The sequence below is a fragment of the Paenibacillus sp. R-74696 genome (genome assembly GCF_055814915.1).
This window is the reverse complement of record NZ_JBPULM010000031.1, coordinates 118,425-140,072: the sequence shown is the minus strand read 5'-3', so window position 1 is coordinate 140,072 and position 21,648 is coordinate 118,425. Positions and strand designations below refer to the sequence as shown.

Sequence of the window (21,648 nt, the reverse complement as noted above, 5' to 3'; positions counted from 1 at the left end):
CTAGATATTTGTAAGAGATCTCTTGAAACCAATTATAATAGTAGGCAGTAGTCAGGTATATGAGACTCTATTTGGATTCTATACTTCCGTTTGTATATTCCTGCAACTCACCCAATTGTTAATCTGCTGCGGTACTCTTGTGGCGTTACGCCGACATGTTTCTTGAAGAATCGACCAAAATAACCAGGTCCATCGAAGCCAACCGCGATCGCAATCTCCTGCACCTTGGCGTGGGATTGTTCAAGTAAGCTCTTCGCCCGATCGACCCGCTGTTCGGTAATATAATCCGAAATATTGCGTCCAGTATACGTTTTGTAAAGATTGGAAAGATAGGAAGGATTCAAGTAAACAGAGTCTGCAAGCACGGCTAGCGACAGGTCTTTATTAAGATGTTCCACGATATAGTGGTTGAGCTTGTCAATGATGCGCTGCGTCCGTTCGTCCTGCTCCTGTTTCCCATGACAAAACAGTTCACGGCCGGTTTCATAGAGATACTGCACCGCTTGCTCTTTCGTTCCGTGCGAATTAACGTCAAGCAGCCTGCCGAGCATCCCATTATCGTTCGAATTGGCAAGATTCCCGCTTCGGTATATCTTGTTCCATTGATTGAGCAGCATAACTGCGACAGCATAATATGCTTGTACATAAACGGAAAATCGCTTCGATATTTTTTGAAACATATCATGGAGAAGCTCCTGAAATACTTGTTCTTGTCCCATCTCTATAGCATTTTCAATTTTAGATAAGGCTAGTGCCGGTACATACGCAGCCGGCACTACCGATTCCTCCCCTTGATAAATGAGCAGCATCTCCTTGCCGTCGCCCAGACCCAGAATGAGCTTTTGCTTGAGCAAGTCGTAAGCTCTCGCTATATCCTCCCACGCCAAGGGCTGCTCATGCGAGATGAAAGATACCGGAATTTTCAGAATCTCCCTGCACGTTTGTTGAATACTTTCTAATGTACCCTGCACATAGGGGATCGTATCTTCCCAGGTCAACTCGATAGGCTTCGGCTGGATGAACCAGACAAAATAGGAGCCGCTAAGCATGACGGGCAACATGACCGTACGCGCCAAGTATTCCTCCGCGATATTCTGCACGGCATATAGGAGCAATGTTTGATCGGAGGCACTGTAATCCTGCTGCCAGCTGTCTACCCGTCCGCAGACGAGCAGTACCGGTTCTTCGGCATGAAGATGCGAATTGATTTCCTGCAGTCCGAGGCTGAGTCTGCCAGTCGGCAGATCCCCCTGCTCAAGCAAAGAGGCGAACCATTCCTTGCGAAGTAGCGGAATAATTTCTCTCAGCTGTTCTTTGGCACGAACGAGAACCCCCTCATTTTTCCGGTCTTCCGTTATAGCCTCGGAAGCTCTTCGAACACTTTGGACAATCGCTTCATCGCCTTCCGTCTTCAGAATGTAATCGGCACCGCCGCTCCGCAATGCCTTCTGGGCATACTGGATATCTCTGATGCCAGTCAGAAAGATGACCTTGCAACGGGGCCAACGTGCGTGAATCCATTGCTGTAATTGGAGACCATCCATCTCGGGCATCCGGATATCGCTTAGCACGATGTCCATCTTCGTACGTGACAGCCAGGCGATTGCTTCTTTCGCGGACGTCGCTTTATAGAGGTCGAGTTCTAGTTCATTTACTTCGGATAGCATTTCATACAAGCCTTCTGCTGTTAGCGGTTCATCATCAACAATCAGTAATCGTAGCATTAGGAATATCCCCCTTCAACGGTATCGCCAGAATGACCTTTAGGCCACCGAGCTCTCCCCGGCTCAAACTCAATCCAGCCTTACTACCATAATAAATTTGAAGCCGCCGATGTATATTAATCAATCCCGTGCTCTCCCCCACATCCTGCCCACTGTTCAAGTGAATCAGCAGCTGATTCAAGGTCTCCTCTTCAATGAATCCAGAGTCTTCTACGCGAATTAGCAGTGTGGACGATATCATCTGCATATCTACCTCCAGCATTCCGCCTTCGGCCCTCTTCTCCAGTGCATGCTCGTAGGCATTCTCGATAATCGGCTGAATAATGAGCCGCGGTACCAATAACTCTCTCGCCTCCATTGGAACCTCCGAGAAACGAGCTTCAATTCGATTGGAGAAGCGGATCGTCTGTATATCCGTATATGACTTTGCATGAGCAGCCTCGCTCTCCAACGTCACTTCCTGTGAGCCATCCCTTGTTATATATTCGAAATATTCACCCAAATGATTCGTTAATCGCGCAATGCTCTCGTTTTCCTCTTGCTTCGCGAGACGATAGAGGATGAAGAACGTGTTGTACAGAAAATGCGGATTGATCTGCGATTGCAAATGCCGAAGCTCAGCCACGCGCGCCCGATACTCCTGCTCGTACACCTCGTGAATCAACCGCTTTAGCTCTTGCACCATCGCATTCAACTGTTTATACAAGTAGCCAAACTCATCGGTGAACGAATAATCGATGGCGATATCGAACTTTCCCTGTTCGATTCTTCGGAAGGAGCGAACGAGCAGCTTGAGCGGGCGGTGAATAATACGGTATATGCCAAACGAGAATACAATGATGACCAGCACGGACACACCATATAAAGCAAATACCCAATTTCGGTACCGTTGGAGAGGCTTCTCAACCTGTTCGACAGGAACGAACATCATGAGTTTTGCATTGAGTAATCCAGACTCCTTACTTGCGAATAGATAATCAACTTGATCCAACGTAATCTTTTGAATGCCGTCTACCTCGATCGGATTCAGCCTAGTTGACATTCCCTTGCTCAGTAAATAATCATATTGACCAGATATAGCCCATTCCATATCGTTGCTCACCAAAGCCGCGATACCGTCTTGCTGGGTGAATTGCTTGAGCTTGGCCGAGAGCTTCGTGTTGGATAGCTCGACGGTGACTAGAAACATTGGCTGCTTGCCCACGCCCGGATATGACATACACAAGAAGATTCGTTTATTCCAGACACGGAAAGGTTCTGCAACGTTGGGCTGTGGTGCAGCTAATGCCTCGAATAGCTCTGTATCGAAGTCGGAAATGGAGTTCTCGGCTGAACTTACATTCCGGTTCATGCCCGGAATAGAGACCATTGCATTCTTGGCGAAAGAGCTTGTTCGAGCCAACTGATCCATTTGGTTTTTCAACCTAAGCACTGCATGGGTCCGCTCCAAGATAGGCATAATTTCCGAAGAGGTGCTGAGCTTCATCAGATCCTCGTCGTACATGCTTTCCCCCATCATGCGGATCGTCCGATCAAAGTCACTGTCCAATAGATCCATGTACAGGCTGGTACGCGATGTTAACGAGCTTGTGATTTCTCCCTCGACGATGCTGGAGCCGGCCTCCCCCATCTGCAGCCCAATGTAGAACAGCGGCGTGAGCACCATCAAAAACGTAAGGGCAAGCTTCGGAAAAATCGGCAAAGAGCCGAACCTTTTGACTAATCCCATCTATAACATCATTCTCCTTGGCAACAATTTTTATTATCCTAACTAACTTTAACGTACTGCCGATGGAGCATCAATAAAACCACTTGGAAATCCTTAACAGAGCAAGAACGGAGTTGACTGTTGGTAAAAAAAGCAGACCCGATCAGCTATGATCGAGTCCGGACATGGTTCAGATATGACTATATAAGGTGAGACTGTTAATGGACCACAACGCGAACCCGGTCGAGGTTTTCAATCCTTGCAAAGGTTGTTTGCGTTTCCCCTTCACGCTCGGATGTCACGCGAATCGACGGGTAGTAGGTCCCTGGCTTTGTATATTTGAATTTCATCGAAACGTTTACCTTTTGACGGGGAGTTCCGAACTTCCAGGTCTTGAAATCGCCATTACCTGCGAAATCCCACTCAGTGGCCACAATTTTCCCACTTCCTTGGGGAACCTGAATCCTTGCAATAAAGCTCACAGACTGGCCGGCTGCAATCTCAATCTTCGCAGCACTATTCACGGTCAAATCCACGACGGGTTGAATGCCCTGGCGCATCGTCGCATTCTCCGGTACCTGAACCTGCCCATCAACGACTTCATAATTGGTCGAATGCGCCGGTGCCGCGCCTTTCTCGACCCAGGCGCTTACATCACGCAGTGCTTGCTGGAGTAGACCATCGTATTGAACGAGCCGCGGCGAACGCGCTGGGCTGATATGATCGGCGTTGTCATTGTACCATACCCGGAAGTTATCATCATAACGGTCACCAAGTGACTCCTTTACCCTCGCGCTGTACCAATCGGCATTCCAAGGATACGCATCGACATCAAGCAAGTTGACGACCATGATCACTTTGGCGTGTATATTTCCGTCGTATGCAGCACCACCGGTTACGCCTCGACTAATAACCGATCCCATCTCCATCTCACGCTGAGGATAAATCGGCGTACCATCAGCTGATCTAAGCAAATCCCAAGCCGTAAAGCTTAGTGCCTTAGGAACTTGGTGACGATGGTAGGAGAGCGCAGCAAGGTACCACCGATTATCAATTTTCAGCTTCGAGCCTGTATGGATTGCGGATAAAACATTCTCGGGGTTTCCTTTCCCGATGGTGAATACCTTTGTTTCTGCATTTAACGATCCCGAGAGCTTTCCAACCGTCGCTGTACCGTCGTCTGCAAGTAACGTATAATCGAGCCAATTCATCGGCGTCTTAACGGAAAGTCCCTGATTAAGGGTCAAACTCGTTATCGTATTCTGTGCATCGCGATTGACTTGCGTGATAATGGAAGTGGAGTCAACCTTAGACGCACGGAACAGCTCGCCTAGTTGCGATTGCTGCGTACCCAGATAACCGGGCTTATTCCAAAAGTCTTCCACATAAGTGGGGTCCAAACTCCGAAGGATAGATAGAAAACCGAGCAATCCTTCAGCATCATGTAACCCGAGCAAGTAGTTATAATCTTCCCAAGCCCGCAGTGGTACTCCCAGCTTCGTAACTTCCTCCAGGACCAGCTTCTCCATATCGCTAAGCCCGGCGTATGGATTTCCGCTACCTCCAGGGCTCACCGCGTCTGCTATTTGCAGCGCTTTCTTCTCTAATACAAAGCGAGCGAATGCCCGTATGAAAAAATTATTAGGGATCGAGGTCGGAACGCCTGTTATGTAAGGTACCGCACCATCCCATACACCTACGCTGCCCTCTAACGCGCCAATGGTCTGATAAGAGCCCCCACTACCACCGTAGATATATCCGTATATTCGCCCTGACCAGCCGTAGTACTTCGCAGCTACCTCTCTGGAAAACTTGGCCGCTGCAGCATCGACCCGGTAACCTCCCCCGCCGTTCGTTTGCACGGTGTAAGCTCCGCTGTCCGCGCCGAAGCTGACATTCACATCGGCTGCATTCTCATCTTGAAGAGGATATACGAGCTGGAAAAAGCGTCCGGTAAACTTGCTCTTCTCTGGGAAGTAGAAGATGAACTTTTTATCCGTCCCTTCAAAGTGACCCGATACTTTACGATGCGGTACTGGGGTAGTCAGATTGATTTCCTTGTCGATTACTGGACGGTTATACAAAGGATCTACACTTTCCGTCGTAACCAATTTTGAAGCGCTTACATTTGATATTGACGGGTTACCTTCTGCTGCAGAAGTACCCATGCTTGGCATCAACAATGAGCTGAGCATAACCAATGCCATCACCCCTGTCGCAGCCTTGCGAACGATTTTTTTCGAAGAAATCATGTGATCTTCCTCCGTTCTATGAATGCGCTTTCTAAATTTAGTATCTCTTTTCGTTTTGACGATAACGCGTAAGAGAAATCTTATGATTAATTATATAGGGGGAGGATGGGCAGATATATTGGACTTTGTTTGGATTCTGAACTTTTATTTGTGAGTTCAGCCTGTTACGTCCGAGACTCTAGCTATCAAAGCGCAAACATAGACATCCCGAGCTTTCTGGTACCCCTATCTTTGTGGTGTTGCATATGAAAATCCAGTAGAATCATAGATTTATCAACAGTGTAATGAACAAAAACAGCGATCAGTTTTTTAGCTGATCGCTGTCTTTCATTCTCCATACTTCAATATAAGTTATTTATTTCTGTGCTAAGAAGATGCTTGTCTCAGCCGTTTGGCAAATCGAAACCATTTCTTGATTCGGACTTTCGTCTGTAATGATTGCCGTTACGGCTTTCAAATCCGCGAAAGAAACCAGCATGCTCGTACCGAACTTAGAGTGATCTATTACAATATACGACTCTTTTGCTTTTTGAATGGCAACACGCTTGATTTCTGCCTCATGCATATTGGAGTTGCTGAATCCGTGATGGGGATGAAGCCCGGTTGCACCTAAGAATACCTTGTCAAATGCCATCCGAGAAATTGTCTCCAGCGTGACAGGCCCTACCATTGACTTTGTCGTATCCATTAATATTCCACCAAGAACGATCGTCGGAATCCTTTTTTCTGACAGCTCTGCAGCTACGTTAATGGCATTTGTAACAATGGTAATATTGGCATCTTCCGGGAGATGCCGCGCAATCTGAAGCGTGGTAGAACCTCCATCAATAAATATCGACTCACCAGACTGCACTAAGCTGGCTGCAAGTCGCCCGATTCTCTCTTTCTCTACTCCTCGTACAATTGAACGCTCTCTTAGCGCAACATCTTTCGATGCAAGAATGGCTCCACCGAACGTTCTTTTAAGCAGGCCACTGCGTTCCATTTTCTCCAGATCTCTTCGTACAGTCATATCCGTTACGTCGAAGAATTCCTTCAATTCCGATATTTTGACCTCGCCTTTGGTCTGTAACTGATGAATAATTTGTTTTTGTCTGTCATTCAAACCGTCCTTCATGGCACTCCCTCATATCTCCAGCAGATGGTTTTTAAGCAAAAGCAATAACGTTTCCATTTCCGAAAGGTTGTACCTTAATTGTATGGGATGAATTTTTGGAAATCAACAAAATAAGTTTCATTTCATAATATTTTTGTCTATTTCAAACATTCTACTGCTTGTTCACGCCGGGCTGTACAACTGCCGTCAAATTTTCAAGATCAATCTCCAGTATCCGATTCATTCTGTGCATCACCATAACAACGCCGCCAGTAACAGGAACAGTTCCTCCGCATAAGTTCGTTCCCGAGCCGCGGGTGATTAAGGAAATACGATGACGATGGCGAACCTTCATAATTGCAGATATCTGCTCGTTCGTTTCCAGATAAATAACGCCTTCAGGCAGTTCTTGCTGCATCGGCGTGTCGTCATAGGATTAGATAATCAGCGACTGGGGATCGTCTTTAAAATAGGAATCGCCTACTATCGTTTTTAATTCGCATTTAACTTAGATGCTCAACATTGCAAGTCCCTCGGATGACAATGGACGAGAAACACAAACAGCTCTTTATAGCGTACAGCAGACAGGAGCGGCGGTTTCTCGTCATAAGAACATCTATTATTTATGGTTCAAACGGTAATATAGATCATTCCAGCGAATCTCGTTCTCCAGGCTCGTCATCGTAGAGGCCTGATTAATAATAATGCATTCGATACCAGCCATCTTAGCCCAGTCCGCCAGCTGCTCACTTGTAACATGGAAAGAGAAACCGAAGTGGTGCGCGCCGCCAGCCAAAATCCACGCTTCCGCCGCTTCCGATAACGACGGCTCAGGCTTCCACAGAACCCGTGCTACCGGCAGGTTCGGCATTTCCTTCTCGTTCTTCACAGCCGTTACTTCGTTCACGATCAGACGAAATCTGTCTCCAAGATCAACTACGGTAGCATTGATTGCTCTACCGCTATTCCCATTAAAAGTAAGACGGGCAGGATCGGCTTTACCGCCGACAAACAACGGATGAACCTCAATCTTTGGCTTGCTGAGGGCAACTGTCGGACATATCTCTAACATATGAGCGCCGAGCACAAGCTGATTGCCTTCTTGCATGTGATACGTATAATCCTCCATAAAGGAAGTGCCCTTGTTTTCAGCCATTATTTTCATAATACGAACCAGAGCCGCCGTTTTCCAATCACCTTCTGCTCCAAAGCCATATCCAGCAGCCATAAGTCGCTGGGCAGCTAGTCCCGGCAGCTGTTTCAAGCCGTGTAAATCCTGAAAGCTTGTCACGAATGCGCTATAACCGCCTTCTTGAAGAAACGCTTTCAATGCAAACTCCATACGTGCTTGTTCTCGAATCGCATCACGTTCGGCACCTTCAAGTTGCCCGTTCTCTGTAAAGTCATAAAGCTCTGTGTATTCATCCATTAATTCGTTGACTTGTCCATCCGTGACATCCTGCACCCGTTCCGCTAAATCTCCTGCAGGATAACCGTTAACCGACCACCCGAATCGAATTTGCCCTTCTACTTTATCGCCTTCCGTGACGGCGACATAACGCATGTTATCGCCGAATCGAGCAATCTTCATCGTTTGGCTTTCCGTATAGCCAGCAGCCGTTCTCATCCAAGAACCGATTCTGCCGCGTACTTGCACGTCTTTCCAGTGACCTGCAATGATTTTACGGGCTATGCCAAGGCGGGCCCCAATAAACCCGAATTCCCGGTCGCCATGTGCCGCTTGATTTAAATTCATGAAATCCATGTCAATGCTGTCCCAAGGAATATCCACATTAAATTGCGTATGAAAGTGAAGCAACGGCTTACGCAGCTGGGTAAGACCTGAGATCCACATTTTTGCTGGCGAGAAGGTATGCATCCAAGTAATGATTCCCGCACAATGATCGTCTGAATTCGCCTCCAGACAGACACGACGGATAGCTTCCGGCGTTGTTACGACTGCTTTAAATACGATTTGATAAGGAAGCGCATCGTCTTGATCCAGCCCGGCAACCATTTCCTTCGCATTGTCCTCCACTTTTGACAAAACATCTTCTCCATAAAGTCCCTGACTTCCGGTTACGAACCAAAATATATAAGGCTTATTCTGAAGCATAGCTGTATCCTCCTTAGAATAGGTTTAAACAAATCGCAATTCCAATCGATAATCTACGGTTTCACTCGGCTCTAATATACGGAGCGATCCTCTCTCCCGTTCGTCCTCCTTGCCTCTCGTCCAGCAATTAGAAGGCTCAAGTCCGAGCACATGCTCACCCGCTCCTGGCATGTGCCACTGAACGAACTTCGGAAGCGTTACAGGATCCCATTCCAGTTCGACCGATAGCCCCTGTGAATGGGTATTTGCAGCAAGAGTTGGGAATGAGGGACTATGAATACGTGCACAGACCGCATCCTTGCCTTCATCTGGCTTATGATAATACACCTGTTCCTTAAAGGAAGGATCGGGCGCTTGCCATACTCCCATCCTTCTCATATCCATGTCGCTGTCGCGAGTTGAAGTTTTCCCTTTGGGAAGCTCCACAGTCGTGTCCTCGGCAAGCAGCGGAAATCCGAAGTTGAAATGATATAGCATCATATGAGGCGCAAGGCGGAATCCAACGTTCTGAACGGAGTCCATGATTGCGATGCGATTTTCACCTAAATGGCTTGTTATTATCCTTGTCAGGCGTAGATGCTCGCCAAAAATCGAGGTCTCCTCTATGACTCCACGGATTCGCAACACATACTGGTCGCCTTCCCATTCCGACCAAGAAGAAATTTGGCGTGCTGGCGTATGATGAATTCGACCATGAAGACCATAAGCACCGTCGCTGTCTTTACCAGGTGCTCCAACCTGTGTTAATCCGCATGTCATAAGCAAGCCGCCGGATGCCGTCCGCAGCCATTCCGCTTCTTGTTGATCGTAATAAGAGGGGTGAGGCTCTCCGTTGCTCGCAGACCAACTCACGGGTACGCCATGCATTTCGGCAAGCGAGATATCCATCCCCTTGCTTGGCGTTATCCAGTAAGATAACCCCCCTCCGGTTCGCACTCGGAATGTGTCTACTCCCGCCTCAGGCCCTTCACTTCTGGTATAACGCTCAACACCGCCAATTTGCTCGATACGGCCAACTCTAGCTTCCAGCTCGCGACGTTTCCAGTCTCTTCCGTAAAGCTTCACGTTTTCCTCTCCCCTTCAGCAGTGCTATTCCCAGTTCAGCGAAACCGTTTTATCGGTTTTCTTAGACTCCAAAGCCGCTGTGAAAAGTTGATGGCTCATTGCCGCTTCTTCCGGTTTCGCGCATTGGAAGGAAGATTGCTTGTCTTTGCCATTTGCGATTTCATCGCAGAAAGCTGCCCACATCTGTAATATCGAGTCCGAGAATCCGAATTCAAAAATGCCTCCAGTAATCGTTCCATAGGCTGATTTATACGGAACGTCTGAAATATGCCATGCCTGCTCGCCGCCTGGCTCGTATGGAAGGAATGCGACCTGCTTCGGGTTCTTGGTCGTGTACTCTGCAGACCCTTTTGTGCCGTTAATACGGATAAACCAAGTATTGGCGTGACCTGGAGCAATCCGTTTCATAGAAAGCAGCATCGGGAAATCATGCTTATCTGTTTTGACTTCGCATGCCAGAATCGCATTATCCCATGTTTCACAAGCGGCCATGCCGCCTTTTCCATCCGGACGCTCCTCTACGATTTTACTAAGCAGCGACCTTACGTTAGCTGGCTTCCAACCGAAGCGGAAAGGTAGATGTGCCACGTGCATGCCCAAATCGCCCATGCAGCCATATTCGCCATTGGTTCCGATACGACGCTTCCAATTGATCGTTTTATTCGGATCGAGATCACTGCTATGCCAGAAGCCGGCTTCAACTTCGATAATTTGTCCGAGTCTTTCTTGATTAACCCATTCGACAATCCGCTGAGCTCCTGGGAAAAATGGAAATTCAGAGGAGCAGCGAACGATTACCTCCGGATTCTCCGCGATTGCTTTCATGATTGACCGATTAGCTTCTGCGTCGATGCCAAAGGGCTTCTCGCCAAGCAAATGTTTCCCGGCTTTAATGATATCTATATATAATTGCTCATGCAGGTTATGCGGCACTGCGCAGTAGACAGCATCCACTTCCGGATCCGCGATGAGCTCTCGGTAATCGGAAGTGGATTTCTTCACGCTAGGCAGGTTATCTTTGAACCATTCTGTCGCAGGCAAGTGCGCATCGCATACATGTATAATTTCAGGAATAAAATCCACATTGGTCAAGTGGCACCAACGCGCCGCGGCGCTTGCAAATTCTTTTCCCATTAATCCACAGCCGATGACACCGAAGCGAATGACTTTTTTCGTCATGCCGATTACGCTCCTTTCAAAATAGCGATTGCTTGCTCAGGCGTCGCGCCTTGGTGAACTATAGCCATGAACGCGCGAGTCATCGCCTCTGGATTATCATGCTGGATGACATTGCGTCCGTATACAATTCCTGAAGCTCCCTGCTCCATAAGAGCATAAGTTCTTGACAAAATTTCTTCGTCCGAAGCCCGACCGCCGCCGCGTGGCAATACCGGCTTGCCTGATGCCGCTTCTACGACCTTATGATAATCCTCTACGTTATCGCATGGATCAGCTTTTATTATATCCGCGCCAAGCTCCGTACCTTGACGAACAAGCGGAACGATCTTCGTAATATCACCGTCGACCATATAGCCGCCTTTTTGCTCATTCGGAAGCATAACGAGCGGTTCTACCATAAGCGGCATGCCATAACGCTCGCACTCCGTTTTCAGCTTCGATATATTTTGTACACATTGGCGATGAAGCTCAGGTTGCCCCGGCAGAAGCAGCAGATTTACAACGACACAAGCCGCGTCCAAACGAACAGCTTGTTCAACTGGGTTATGAATGAGTTCACTAAATAAGTGTGAGGGAAGCTTCGTACCGTATACGTTAGCAACATCCGTGCGCAGTACAAGTGAAGGCTTTTTTTTGCCTGGAATAGCTTGAAGATGCTCCGCTTGACCAACGCTAAGCTGTATCGCATCGGGATTGGCACGTACAATCGTCTCGATTGCTGCTTTCATATTCTCAATGCCTGCCAAGAATGAATATTCATTAAAAAAACCATGATCGATCGCTACATCAAAGCACTTGCCTTGTTCACTAAATAAACGATTTAAACGAGCGGTAACGGACATTTTTGATACACCCCATATACTTGTTTTATTGGTAATTACGCTTTGTTGCTGCTGCGGAACGTGCGCATAATTTGCTGCGCGTCTTCTTTAAAATCCTGAATGACATTCATCATGAATTCGTGATAGAACGTCTTCTCTTCCGACTGGATGAATCGTTCTTTGGCCCGATCAACAACCTTTAGCGCCATCCCTGTGTAATAATTGATTTTAGACGCACCGTGATCGATCGACTTATGGAAGTCTTCCTCCGACAACCCAGACCCACCGTGCATTACAATCGGAACACCAGCCGTATTCCGTATTTGCTGCAAGCGCTTTAAATCCAGAACCGGTTTTTTCAAATAAACGCCGTGCACCGTACCGAATGCAGCGGCAAGCGCATCAATACCGGTTCGCTCAACAAACTCCCTTGCTTGCTCGGGATCGGTATAGAGTGAGGTATCGTCAATGATGGAATCATCATCCTCCCCTTCCGCCCCGCCGCTCTTTGGCCGAGTTACGTAGCCGAGCTCACCTTCCACCGAAACGCCAAGCGTTTTAGCGATCTTCACGACCTCTGCGGTTCTGCGAACATTTTCTTCATACTCATACTCCGAGCCATCGAACATGATCGCGTTAAAGCCTAAATGCATCGCATTCGTAACCGCGGAGAAGCTCTTTCCGTGATCAAGAAGGATGCTGACCGGTACCTTGGCACGGTTCATCGCTTCTACCATAATGGGGGCAATCTGCTCAAGCGGCGTATACTTAAAATGAATTTCAGCGTGGCACAGGATGACTGGGGACTGTTCTTCCTCAGCGGCTTCAATGATTCCGCGAACCATATCTAAATTTATTGCGTTAAAGCAAGGAACGGCATAGCCCCTACGAGAAGCATCCCGCAGCATTTCACCCATGGAGACTCTAGACAATAGACCTTCCGCCTTTCTATTCAATCTATTTTTCAAAATGTTCATTTCAAACATATTGTAGTTAATTCCTGTGTAATAAGCAACAACGAAATTAAAATATTAAAATCTACCCTTTTATGAAATAAGCATTTTGCTTGGGAAACGCCCATATAACCGCCATTAAACTAAAGATTTCAGCCATTCCGCTTAAAAGATTAACCCTAAAATTTTCGTTATACAAATAAACAAAAATTGTTTATAATGAACATATACTTTTATTGGAGGGATAACAAATTGTCACTAATGGGACTCGACATCGGAACGACTGGTTGTAAGGCTTCGCTCTTTGATGAGGGAGGAACTCTTCTTTCAGCCGCTTATATGGAATACCCTTTGGAACAGCCCAAACCAGGAGCTTTCGAGCTAAATCCAGAACGAATCTGGGAATCCGTCAGACGGGTTATTACAGATGTGCTCTTAGCTGTTCCCGGCATTAATGTTCGCGCCCTTAGCATTTCTTCCTTGGGCGAGACGGTTGTTCCCATTGACCATGATGGACGTGTATTAAGCAATGCCATCTTATATACGGATTCAAGAGGTATAGAGCAAGCTGCAATCATTGAACAAAAAATCGGCAAGGAACGGACAATGGAGCTTACGGGCGTCCCCCTGCATCCGATGTTCTCCCTTCCAAAGGTCATGTGGATCAAACAATACCAGCCTGAGATTTACCAAAAAGTATGGAAATTCATGCCGTTTGGCGATTTCATCGCTTTTTTACTCACCGGTATTTCCGTTACGGACTACACCTTAGCCTCCCGCACTATGGCTTTTAATGTATCCAAAAAAGAATGGGACTCTGAAATGTTTGAGGCCGCCGGAATTGAAGTAAACAAATTTCCTGACCTCATTCAGTCTGGCCAAATCATTGGTCCCGTTCGCAATGAAATGAGGCAATCGCTAGGTTTCCGTTCAGAAACCTTAGTAGTAGCAGGTGGCCATGACCAAGCCTGTGCAGCTCTCGGTGCAGGTATTCTACACAACAATCATGCGGTGGACGGTATTGGTACCGTGGAATGCATTACACCCGCGTATACTTCACCGATTCTGAATACCAAGATGCTCCAGTATCAATTCAATTGTGCACCGCATGTCATTGAAGGTCTATATTTGACGTACGCCTTCAATTTTACTGGTGGTTCCCTTATTCGGTGGTACCGAGACAAATTCGGTCAAATCGCCGAAGCCGAAGCCCGCAAATTAGGCATTAACGTTTACGATTATTTGAATTCAATATCTGCTGCCTCGCCTACCGATTTGCTTGTGATTCCTCATTTTGCCGGATCGGGTACACCTTACATGAATCCCGAAGCCAAAGGTACGATACATGGATTATCGTTTGATACAGATCCCACCCAGCTGTACCGAGCATTAATGGAAGGGGTTACGTACGAAATGCGCTACAACCTCGAATGCCTTGCGGAAGTGGGCATTCCTATTGAAACGCTGCGTGCGATAGGAGGTGGGGCTAAATCCGACTTGTGGCTGCAGATCAAAGCAGACATCATGAATTGTCCAGTAGAGAGATTAAACGTTAGCGAAGCTGGAACGATGGGTAACATTATTCTTGCAGGAAAAGCTTCCGGCGTTTATCAGTCTTATGAGGAAGCCGTAAACGTGCTGGTCAAACCACTTCGCATTTTTCACCCAAGTGAGCCTAATACGTCCCTCTATCAGGAACGCTATGAGAAATACAAAGCGCTTTCACGAGCGATTTCAACCTTATCATTTTGAAAAAGAAACATTTCAGGCAGCAGCCAGGCTGTTATATGCTCCCCATACAGTAGACAGGTGAAATAGTAAATCCTGCTACTGTATGGGGAGTTTTTCATGTTTAAAGAAAAATATGGCACGTCGGAGAAAATCGCTATCCTTGGTGAAATGGCGTCGTCTTTACGAGGTGTATGGTTATGAAGGGCTGGAGCGTCGTGCTTCTAGTCGAAGCTACATTGCTGAGCTTAAACCTCAAGCGGTAAAGGATGGCCGAGGACGAAAGAAGGCGCTAGAGGAGTTAACAGAGGGCAATCGTCAACCATGTGAAAAAGCAGGAAAACCACGTCCGTCAATTAACCCTGCATCTGCGCGACCAAACGGCCTCAGTCCCATGAAATTCAGGACCAAGGCCGCTTAACTAATCTTTATTTTTAATACTGTCTAATTGACGGGGTGCAGTTAAGTTTCATGTGTCTACTCTAATGATAGGGATACACCAATTGTAGACGATCCACAATTCACTCCCCTGTCTTAATGTGTCGAGGCTCTCTCATTCCTCCAACTGTTCCCTCACAGGAATATAATCAAACCAGTCAAAAAAAGCCGGGACCTTGCACTGGCTTCCATTCCCTGTTGCATAAAGACCAAAATACACACCAGTAAAGCCACCAGCCACTTCTGTAGATAGGAGCAAGCACTCTCCAAAGCCAAGGGCCTTTTGATCGTTATTTGGTTCTGTATAGTAAAAGGAATAATTTATAGGATCGGCTATCACTGTGAGAATAATTTCTGATGATGTTGTTGTTTCTTCATGTTCTACTTTCCATAAAGAGCCGATCCGACGCCGAAAAATCACTTTTCGGTAACCATCCGAGCCTAAAGTCATTGCGATTTCATAGTGAAATCTCTCATTCATGTACACGGTTAGTCCCGCTTCTTCACCTACCTGAATGGGTTCAAAGCTTAATCGCGTAGATACGGAGCATCTGAAATGCTGTTGGCGCCTTCCGACAAATGCAGGAGAGCCGATGTCATTTAAAGTCCGTTCAGTACCGTGAAGAGCAAGCCATCCCGATCGTTCTTGAAGGGACCAACTATCATCTGCTGGATTCCTTAGAAAGTTCCAACAGAATTGCAATGTTTCATTTTCAAAATGATCCCTTTCATAACTAGATTTTTTAGGTTCAATTAAAAGTGTGTCGGCTCTCATCATTTCAGAAACTTTGCCGCAATCTCCAATAACGGGCCATCCTCCCTTTAACCAGGTGACCGGAGCAAGAAAAGTTTCTCGACCTAAGTGATGGTACCGTCCTGTGAAGGGGATGCTTACTGGGCGAATTCCTAAAAATACAGCCCAATAACCACCATCGTTTAACTGAACTAGATCCGCGTGTCCTACCGCTTGAATAGCTTCATGGGAGCTCCGATGTGTAAGTATAGGATTGTTAGGATTGCTTTCAAAGGGTCCATAAGGCTTGCTGCTTTGAGCAATTGTTACCATATGACCATACTCGGTTCCGCCCTCGGCAATCATCAAATAATACTTCCCTTGGATTCGATATAAATGTGGACCTTCAGGTGCTTGCCCACCAGTACCTTTCCAAATCAGACAGCGCTCGGATAATAATTTGCCGGTCTCAATATCAACTTCCGCTTGGTAAATTCCAGCGGATTCAACCTCTGTGAAACTATTCGTACCGGATATAAATACTCGTCCATCCTCATCGAAAAACAATGACGGATCAATGCCAGGCCAATCCAACCATATCGGCTCGGACCAAGGTCCTTCAGCCCTTTCAGCCCAAACGTAAAAGTTGCGAAAATTGTTCATATTGGTGGTAATCATATAGAATCTACCTTTATAAAATCGGAGAGTCGGTGCATAGATACCCATGGAACTTCTACATCCGTCAAGATTCAATTGGCTTTTTCGAGTCAAGCAGTGTCCAATTTGCTCCCAGTTGACAAGATCACGACTATGGAAGATAGGAACACCGGGAAAATATTGAAATGAACTTGTGACCAAATAAAAGTCGCCCCCAACTCGACATATACTTGGATCGGGGTAGAAACCTGGAATGATTGGATTTTCATATTGCTGCTCTGAGATCGACATATCATTTCTTCCCCTTTCAAGGCACTAAAAACCTAGAATTGCAACTTCCACAAGCAACCCTGCAGATTTAGAACCAAGATTGATAACTGCAAAGCTTATGATTTATATCAATCCTATTTTGCCTTATGTCGTTTAGCTGTTTTTGAAACTGCTGTTATTCTTGGCAAACAACTCTAGTTTGGCGTACATATCTTCCAAAGTGAATCGAACATCCACATAATGGTAAACCCGAATCAATCTTTCTGTCTGATGATGAATATAGTGCATATCTTCAGTGATTCGCGGCGCTGGTTTCATTTCATAACCGAATTCAAGATCATCGAGAATTAGACTTACAACAGGTGAATCACCTAGCCCCCACGACTCTCCTCTTGGCCATCCGTCACCATTCTCATCATTAAAACGAACCAACTGCTCGAATAGGTACTTTCCTATTTCTCCATGTGGCTTAACCCTGTTCTCTAACTCTGCTAAACTTACCCTCATCATCCCATACACATCTTGTGGTACCTGCCAAAAAGGTATAGCCGAGTTCATCACAACATTGGCTGCATGAATATCATTGCTGAGATTAAACTCATGTCTCCCATTAGGATAAGGCCCACCTCCAATCCAAATTGCTGTCAATCGATCTGCGATTTTCGGCTCCATCAGATAAGCGGCGGCGAGATCCGTCAATGGCCCCTGAAATACTACAAATAGTCGGTGGGGATCATCCGAGAGCGCTTCACGTATGATCGCTTCCGCGCCTTCAGAGATAACAGGCGTTTGTTCGTCTTGCAAAGCTTTGGCGGCTCCTTTATAGACTGGAATGTTTCCGGCATCACCCATTAGGCTCAAGACATGGTTCACCTCAGCATAGCTTTCCTCCATCGATTCCGTCGTCCGGCTAGTGCCAAAATGAGCAGCTATAATTCCTTTATTATGGAACATAGGCGTGAGCAAAGCATGAACAATTGCGTACTGATCGTCCGCTTCATTTTTAGCATCCGTATTAATAAGCAGACGTACTCTCTTCGGTTCCGGTACTTGAAAAGAAAAAGCCATTTTCAGCCCTCCCAATTATTAATGATTACCATCAGCAGTAATCCACTTAGGTCCACCTACTTCTCGGAATGTGCACTCCTGTTGTGGCAACTCAGCTGCTGTCTTCCAACGAAGCAGTCGATTGTACTTTGACATGGATTTTTAAAAAAATTTCATCGTGACCTTCCCATTCTAACTTTCATAGATTTAAAAAACTCACTACAGGCATTTTACGATCTCAATAATTGTAAACGTTATCAATACAGGAACTCTCTTGAAATGAGTATATAAAAGGGTTGCAGAAACGTACATGAGACTCTATTTGGATTCTGTACTTCTATTTGTTTGTTTTCTTTGTCCTAAGTCTTTAATAACACTGGATAGAATAGGATAGGCTGCTAATGATGTAACATTTCTATCCATCCCATAATTAATTTTGTAAACAAGATTATTGACGAATCCACGCCTTTCCCGGATATATACTTTTCGCCGTTTCAATAAAATACGACTTTCTTATCATGTAAATAACCAAGCTATCAATTATAAATTATCATTAGTTCTAAACGCGAAAAACCCTGATCGATCAACATTCTTGATCGTATCAGGGCATATTTAGTAGTAGCATTATACTTTTCTTCGTTAGCATTCCTTATTTTCGTTCTCGGCGAATCCAGAAATTAAAAATATAGGTTATCTCCGTATAAGATACAGGGATAGATTCGCTATACTCTACTAATGTTTCTGCTATGAATTAGTGTCAATAACCATTCTTTATTAGAACGATCATTCTTGAAATTGCAAAAATCAGTAGCTCTAACTTGCTGCTAGCATACCATTACTAGAACGATCAGTAAAGAATTTTTTTATCTAATTATTATGTGGTCTGAGATTGTCCATTGACTTGAACAGATGCGGTAATAGATAGTCCTAACCCATCATATCGATGGGCTCACAATGAGTATTGAAATTCATCCGAACTACGAATAGCTCGAATCACAGCTGTTTGCCGATGATTCGAGCTATTCGATCATTCAAAAGATAAACTGATGAAATTAATATTGATGGAATACTTTAGAGATTACTTTCCATTGATCATCTACCTTAAGGAGGCTGTGGTAATCGACAAATTCAGTGCCAGGCACTTCTAGAATGATTCGAACAACTGCAACGGTAACAGCAACATCAAGAACATCAATTCTGTATTTGAAATCTGTTGCAGGTCCTAAAGTGTCAACCAACTCATAGAGGTTACTAATATTACCGGCAATGAGGCTGCCATCATTCATGTACCCATACGCAATAGCATCTTCGTGAAAAGTAGACTTCATCACGTCGGCTTTACCAGCTATATTCCCCTCTATATATCCTTGCATTGCATTTACGATAGCTTCATATTCCTTTAAAGTTGTTTTACTCATTTTTTCATTTCCTCCATGCAATTATTTGCTTGCGCATGCATTTATAATATTATCTTTTTTTTGTCAACTGTATGATTCAGTCCCAAGAGCTCAACAGACTACATCAACATAAACATTTTAATACCTTAACGCCAAGAATACAGTATCCGTTTTAATCGGTAATTGGTATCCAACCCTGGGTTGTGTGGATAACGTCCATTAGTTTAGAAGGAATTTGAAGATGACCAAGATTTGAAGCTTTTACTTTCGATTCAATCTGATCTTCCTGTCCACTCTCGACAAGTTCCACCCAATCCGGATTCATGATTAAAGCTCTGCCAATAGCGACCAAAGATACACCTGAATTCAGCGCCTTTGTAGCAAGTGATGGTTCTATAACGGAACCAGCCACAATCAGGGGGATTCTGCCGTCTACATACTCAGCGATTAATTCCATTCTGCTCTTTTGGCTTTGTGTCTCGACAGGCGTAGAGAGGACATCATCTAAGGATGCATGAATATAGTCCACATTCTGTTCTGCTAATCGATCAATCAAGATATAAGCCTCTTCCATTCTAAGTCCACCCGGCTGGGAACGCTCCTCTGGAGAGAACCTGTAACCCAAAATAAAAGGTTGCTTGGCATGTTGTTCAATTACTCGCTTTACTTCACTTACAACCTCAATCGGGAAGCGAAGACGGTTTTCAAGAGTACCTCCCCATTGATCAGTCCGCCGATTGAAAAAAGGGGATAAAAAATTCTGAATTAAAAATCCATGCGCACCATGAATTTCAACTCCATCAAAGCCCGCTTCGATTGCACGTCTTGTTGTTTCGCCAAATGATTTAATCATATCTAGAACCTCTTCGTGCGAAAGCGCTCTAGGTATTTTTTCTGATGCTTCGCCCCATCCTTTGTCTTGAATAGTACTAGCGCTTACCAAATCGCAGCCTGGGATGAGTTCAGGAATCGCTTTATTACCGGCATGAAAAATTTGCAAAATGGCAGGCGCTCCCCCTTGCTTGGCAGCATTAGCTAGTTTTCGCAAGCTTGGGATGTATTTATCATCATACCCAGCAAATTCATCTGTAAATCCAATTCCGCTCGCCGCAACATGAGTACACCCTGTAAGGACAAGCCCTACTCCATTAACACGTTTTTCATAATAGGCAACCTCTTCATCAGAAATTGTGAAATCCGTATTTCCCGACCATGTTGTCATTGGCGCCATGACAACTTTGTTTTTCAAAGTCACTCCGTTTTTAAATGTAAAAGGTTCCAGTAGCTCTTTATGTTTCATGAATTTCCTGTTCCTCCGTTCAGATTTTTTGCAATGCGTCCATAATTGGAACATCACCAGCGATTAAATCAAATGATTTTTTGAAAGTGTTCTTCTCATTTAAAACAGCTATAATGGCATTGGCCACATCTTCACGTGGAATACTGCCCATTTTGATATTGTCAGCAGCAAGCACCTTGCCCGTACCCGATTCATTTAAGAGAATTCCTGGTCGAATAATCGTATAGTTCAAACTGCTACTTTCCAGCACTCTGTCTGCATAATGCTTCGCTGCGTAATACGGAAGAATATTATCGTGCCAGTTATCTCTGTTATTCGCCTGAATAGCACTGATCATGATAAATCTGTCAATCCCTGCTTTTTCGGCAGCCTCAATGGTTTTCCCTGCTCCGTCTAGATCAATCAGTAATGTTTTATCATCACCTGTTTTGCCACCCGATCCAGCCGCAAACACAATGGCATTACAGCCCTTCGCAGCTGTTGCAATGGAATCGACCGTCCCTTCCAAATCGGCAAGAACAGTCTCGATGCCCTGTTTTTCATATGCATCTGCTTGATCTTTTTTTCGAACCATCGCCCGTACGGTATGCTCTTCACTTTCTTTTAAAAGTTGAATAAGGTGCTGTCCAATTTGTCCATTTGATCCCACTACCAAGACTTTCATTTTATCATTCCTTTTGGTCTGAATTTTTCATAGTCCCTGAAGGCAAACGAGGCTTAATTCGACATCAAAATTCATATCGTTTAGATTCTTCAATACCGACTTGAACTTTAATGTTCAAATCAATCATTTTTTTCCACTATTCAATGTGTGCATTATCCCGCATGGAGAACAGCATGTTGCCTGCACAATTGATCAACGTGTCAACTAGACCTAGATGCTCCATTCTATGAGTTAACCAACGCTTGTACTTGGTCGTTAACGGTAACGTCTGTTACTTTATAATATGCCGTATCGCCCTCGTTTTTAATATAAAAGCATGCGCATGCATATAATTTATCAAATTGAAAATTTGTTGTCAAGTCGCATTTAAACATATCTTTAAGATTCACGATTAAGTGTTTGTTTAATATTAATCTGTTATATTGATCGCACTGAGCTTCTGGTGGCTGTGAAAAGTCAAGGAGATGCCGCTTATTTCTATAAAATCGTCCCTGTTGAGA

Annotated in this window: 16 protein-coding genes; 1 reads left to right on the top strand and 15 read right to left on the bottom strand. The window is 45.2% G+C overall.

Annotated elements, in window-relative coordinates:
• Nucleotides 1-107: 107 nt before the first annotated feature.
• The 10 genes from ACSR9A_RS15685 to ACSR9A_RS15640 form a co-directional block, all read right to left on the bottom strand.
• A complete protein-coding gene (locus ACSR9A_RS15685) occupies nucleotides 108-1,724 on the bottom strand; it encodes a response regulator transcription factor (protein WP_473758154.1) in 1,617 nt (538 codons plus the stop codon).
• Nucleotides 1,702-3,453 (bottom strand): sensor histidine kinase, encoded by a 1,752-nt coding sequence (locus ACSR9A_RS15680; protein ID WP_473758153.1) that lies wholly within the window; start codon nucleotides 3,451-3,453, stop codon nucleotides 1,702-1,704. Before ACSR9A_RS15680 ends, ACSR9A_RS15685 begins: the two co-directional genes overlap by 23 nt.
• 197 nt (nucleotides 3,454-3,650) lie before the next feature.
• Nucleotides 3,651-5,684 carry a PKD domain-containing protein gene (locus ACSR9A_RS15675; RefSeq protein WP_473758152.1) on the bottom strand — a complete coding sequence of 678 codons (2,034 nt, stop codon included), beginning with the start codon at nucleotides 5,682-5,684 and terminating at the stop codon, nucleotides 3,651-3,653.
• Between the two features lie 355 nt (nucleotides 5,685-6,039).
• Nucleotides 6,040-6,801, bottom strand: a complete 762-nt coding sequence (locus ACSR9A_RS15670; protein ID WP_473758150.1) for a DeoR/GlpR family DNA-binding transcription regulator — start codon at nucleotides 6,799-6,801, stop codon at nucleotides 6,040-6,042.
• Between the two features lie 151 nt (nucleotides 6,802-6,952).
• Nucleotides 6,953-7,198 carry an FAD-binding oxidoreductase gene (locus tag ACSR9A_RS15665; protein ID WP_473758149.1) on the bottom strand — a complete coding sequence of 82 codons (246 nt, stop codon included), beginning with the start codon at nucleotides 7,196-7,198 and terminating at the stop codon, nucleotides 6,953-6,955.
• Between the two features lie 201 nt (nucleotides 7,199-7,399).
• A complete protein-coding gene (araA, locus tag ACSR9A_RS15660) occupies nucleotides 7,400-8,896 on the bottom strand; it encodes an L-arabinose isomerase (protein ID WP_473758148.1) in 1,497 nt (498 codons plus the stop codon).
• Nucleotides 8,897-8,920: 24 nt separating this feature from the next.
• Nucleotides 8,921-9,961 (bottom strand): DUF4432 family protein, encoded by a 1,041-nt coding sequence (locus ACSR9A_RS15655; protein WP_473758147.1) that lies wholly within the window; start codon nucleotides 9,959-9,961, stop codon nucleotides 8,921-8,923.
• A 24-nt stretch (nucleotides 9,962-9,985) separates the two neighbouring features.
• Entirely contained in the window at nucleotides 9,986-11,140 is a 1,155-nt protein-coding gene (locus tag ACSR9A_RS15650; RefSeq protein ID WP_473758146.1) for a Gfo/Idh/MocA family protein, read from the bottom strand.
• A 5-nt stretch (nucleotides 11,141-11,145) separates the two neighbouring features.
• Nucleotides 11,146-11,982: a class I fructose-bisphosphate aldolase gene (locus ACSR9A_RS15645; protein WP_473758145.1), complete on the bottom strand. Its 837-nt coding sequence runs from the start codon at nucleotides 11,980-11,982 to the stop codon at nucleotides 11,146-11,148.
• A 35-nt stretch (nucleotides 11,983-12,017) separates the two neighbouring features.
• Nucleotides 12,018-12,893 carry a class II fructose-bisphosphate aldolase gene (locus ACSR9A_RS15640; protein ID WP_473758143.1) on the bottom strand — a complete coding sequence of 292 codons (876 nt, stop codon included), beginning with the start codon at nucleotides 12,891-12,893 and terminating at the stop codon, nucleotides 12,018-12,020.
• A 282-nt stretch (nucleotides 12,894-13,175) separates the two neighbouring features.
• Between ACSR9A_RS15640 and ACSR9A_RS15635 the strand changes: the two genes are divergently transcribed.
• The gene (locus ACSR9A_RS15635) at nucleotides 13,176-14,666 is read left to right on the top strand and encodes an FGGY-family carbohydrate kinase (protein ID WP_473758422.1); all 1,491 of its coding nucleotides are present in this window, start codon (nucleotides 13,176-13,178) and stop codon (nucleotides 14,664-14,666) included.
• 529 nt (nucleotides 14,667-15,195) lie between these two features.
• On the opposite strand, the gene ACSR9A_RS15630 is transcribed toward ACSR9A_RS15635, so the two are convergent.
• The 5 genes from ACSR9A_RS15630 to ACSR9A_RS15610 all read right to left on the bottom strand — a co-directional run bounded on the left by ACSR9A_RS15630 (nucleotide 15,196) and on the right by ACSR9A_RS15610 (nucleotide 21,148).
• Nucleotides 15,196-16,761, bottom strand: a complete 1,566-nt coding sequence (locus ACSR9A_RS15630) for a glycoside hydrolase family 43 protein (RefSeq protein ID WP_473758142.1) — start codon at nucleotides 16,759-16,761, stop codon at nucleotides 15,196-15,198.
• 132 nt (nucleotides 16,762-16,893) lie between these two features.
• Nucleotides 16,894-17,808, bottom strand: a complete 915-nt coding sequence (locus tag ACSR9A_RS15625) for a nucleoside hydrolase (RefSeq protein ID WP_473758141.1) — start codon at nucleotides 17,806-17,808, stop codon at nucleotides 16,894-16,896.
• 1,031 nt (nucleotides 17,809-18,839) lie between these two features.
• Complete coding sequence (locus ACSR9A_RS15620) at nucleotides 18,840-19,205, bottom strand: nuclear transport factor 2 family protein (protein ID WP_473758139.1); 366 nt, start codon at nucleotides 19,203-19,205, stop codon at nucleotides 18,840-18,842.
• Nucleotides 19,206-19,356: 151 nt separating this feature from the next.
• Entirely contained in the window at nucleotides 19,357-20,484 is a 1,128-nt protein-coding gene (locus ACSR9A_RS15615; protein WP_473758138.1) for an NADH-dependent flavin oxidoreductase, read from the bottom strand.
• Nucleotides 20,485-20,503: 19 nt separating this feature from the next.
• Complete coding sequence (locus ACSR9A_RS15610) at nucleotides 20,504-21,148, bottom strand: SDR family oxidoreductase (protein WP_473758137.1); 645 nt, start codon at nucleotides 21,146-21,148, stop codon at nucleotides 20,504-20,506.
• Nucleotides 21,149-21,648 lie beyond the last annotated feature (500 nt).